1 protein-coding gene and 1 pseudogene are annotated in these 3,183 nt (G+C 37.7%); both read left to right on the top strand.

The annotated features are described in order from the left end of the window. Nucleotides 1–452: 452 nt before the first annotated feature. Nucleotides 453–848: pseudogene (locus AC1DTM_RS21090) on the top strand (DUF6985 domain-containing protein); the annotation flags it as partial. Nucleotides 849–1,270: 422 nt separating this feature from the next. After that, the coding region (locus tag AC1DTM_RS21085) for a class I SAM-dependent methyltransferase (protein WP_477000791.1) at nucleotides 1,271–3,183 on the top strand (1,913 nt) is incomplete at its 3' end.

Raw genomic sequence — 3,183 nt, 5'->3', positions numbered from 1 at the left:
GTGCAGGGCGAAGCTATAAAACGGGCGGGTATCATTGATGTTCAAGTGAAAATTTGTAATCAGGAGCCAGAGGAAGTAAGAATTGCAGGAAATGCTGTAATCGTATTTAAGTCCGATTTATTACTTGATTAGCAATTCATATGCAAAGTTCGAATCGTAAATGGAGGTCTTTATTAATATGAATTTCAGTCATTGTAAACTGTAAATCATAATAAAGTTATTTCTATGACGGGGAATTTGTGAAATAATACATTCAAACAAAAAGGTGCTTTTGTTAAATAGAATAAATAAGAAAAGTAAACACCCCCAAAACAAAAAAATGAGCTGACCTCTCAAAATAACTAACTGTAGAGAAAGAAAATTTTCATTTAGGGGGTACTTCAAAATATTAGCTTGATGGCGATGGGGTAGCACCACATCGCTATCAAGCTAATAAAAAGAAATTATTTGATCAAAATATTCTGGTATACATAGACCAAGATGCAGATATCGAATACGCAGAGCTATGTATAACATACTTAAATTCTTTAAGTGAAGAACTGATAAATAAACTTTGTAAAGCATCTATTAGATACTGTAATGAATTTCTTGATGATATAGGTGAAGATATTATAGAATTTTCTAAACTGACAGATGTTCTACCTCATATTACACCAAATACTATATGTATTCCGAATCCTAAAAATAAATCTGAACCTGTCATTGATTTAGAATTAAATTGCACATGGGAAGAGGAACATGGTATRGAATGGATCATTCGCAGTGGGAAAGTTATGTATGTTGGAGCATTTAATGGAATAAATCCATATGGGGATTGTGATATCGGAAAAGATTGGAATTATGCTTAATGTATGATTTTATAGAAATGTAATCAAAAAAGCATGCCGAGTTGATATGGGTTCATGTTAATAATTTATTGGAGTTAAAGTGGGCCCCGGCGGATTTTCCAACCGTAGGAGTTTTATGTTTGAAGTTTAAAAATTAAGGTCTGAAATAAGAACTAATGAGACAGATTTTTATAAGTTATAAACTATTTTGAAAGTAGTTGTATGACTCCGGTGGCTCGGGCTCATGATCTCTACCCTGTCAAGGTGGCGCTCTCCCTGCTGAGCTATGGGGTCCCAACAAACGGACGGTACAATCGCTGCTTAATAAACGGTTAATTGCAAAGTACAGGTTGTGAGGGTTGTCCAAACGGTGCGGTAAAGCTAACAGAGAATGGACTTAATGTGTTACGGGCGTTAGGGTAATGCGAGGATATTGATTATATATGGGGGTAAATAAGCTGAAAAACATTGAAGTTCTAAATAAATACATTGAAGGGTTTTCTAATGCTCTCCCTACGTGGTTAAAGCATCTAATCGAGGCAGAGGAGATACATCAAAACTATGAGAATGTACAGGTACTTGGTGCATTAAAGACAGATGCGGTGTTGTACTATGTACACCGTACGCTGCAAGTGTTAGATGGGTTGTCTTTAGATGAAGAAGCGTATCATATTATTGAAAAGGTACTAACGTATAGTGAGCTTGCAAAGGTAGGCTCTTTAAAACAGCGGGAGCAATGGAAGAAAAACGGGATTAACCTATTGGTACATAACGAGGGTTCTGCTGATATCTTTAGTAATATTCAGTTTATCGAACGTATAGAGACAAACTTAAACTCTACAGAGTATTTATTTGTTCGAGATTTAATTAGAACACATGGATTAATCGGGCAGTATATCCGCGGGGAGGCTCGTTTAGATTCTCATGTTGATTTGATTAACACGTATAAAGAAGAGTACGGAGACGCTAGGTTAAAGGAGATTCTATACTATCTTAACCAATGTATTATTGAGGGCGTATCAAAATCCTTGTGGAGTGAAGTAAAGAACGATGTGAAGATTACAATTGATGGTCTGTTTGATGGTTATGTGGAGCCATTTACTTCTCGCATACATAGACTCACGCCAAAACATAAGGAGTCAGCATTTGAAAAAGATATAATTATGGGGAGCGAGAAGAGTGGTGTTCAAACCTTCTTATCTGATAAGGATTTGTGGTATGTAGAACCGTCTATGCATGCTCTTAGCTTCGAGGATATCTGGACAGTTTTTGTTATGTTAAAGAACGAGATAGGCACTGGAAAGGTTCAGCATATCCATTTCGAGAAATTGATGCAGCAGTTGCACTATGATTTCAAAGGCGAGAAGAAGGACAACGTGTATCGTAAGCGGGTTATTGAGAAGTATCTACGGGAGTACCGTGAGAACGAGAAGCCGGATACAACGCATGTTTCTTTTGAGGCTAAAGTCGATGAAGATATGAAGACTGCGTATGTGTCGTTTCAGTTTTCTGCTGTAGGTGAGGCGTTAATTACCTTCTGTGTAGAGGCAGAAAAGATAGATATGATGCATGCTCGGGCAAATGTGCTGCTGTTTGATTTCTTCGGGTTACGTAAGGATGCGTATGATAGATTCCATAACGAAGAAGTGTATCTGGAGCATATGAATAGTTCGGCTGATGATAAACGAATTATTCTTGATTATATAAAGGGAGATACGGTTGTAGATGTCGGAGCCGGTGGTGGTGTCATGCTAGACATGATTGAAGAAGAGACCGAGGATAAACGAATCTACGGTATCGATATTTCCGAAAACGTGATTGATACGTTGAAAAAGAAGAAGCAGAACGAGGGTCGTTCTTGGGACGTCATTAAAGGGGATGCAATCAACTTAAGCAGCTCGTTTGATAAAGAATCGGTTGATACGATTGTATATTCTTCTATCCTTCATGAGCTGTTCTCTTATATCGAGTATGAAGGTAAGAAATTCAATCATGAAGTAATTAAAAAGGGTCTGCAAAGTGCTTATGAGGTGTTAAAGCCAGGAGGTCGTATTATCATTCGTGATGGCATCATGACCGAAGATAAAACGTTAATGCGTGTGATTCGTTTTAAAGATGCGGGCGGAATGAAGTTCTTAGAGCAGTATGTCCATGAATTTAAGGGGCGTATAATCCAGTATGAGGTACTTGCAGACAATACAGTCAAAATGCCTGTTAACGATGCGATGGAGTTCTTATATACGTATACCTGGGGCGAGGATTCCTTCGTTCATGAGGTGCAGGAGCAGTTTGGAATCTTTACACCAAACGACTATAAGGATTTCGTAAAGGGTATCTTTGGAGATCAAGTAAACAT

It is taken from the genome of Bacillus sp. P4_D3, assembly GCF_056401855.1.
The sequence above is the reverse complement of the archived record's forward strand: the minus strand, read 5'-3'. Positions and strand labels throughout refer to the sequence as shown.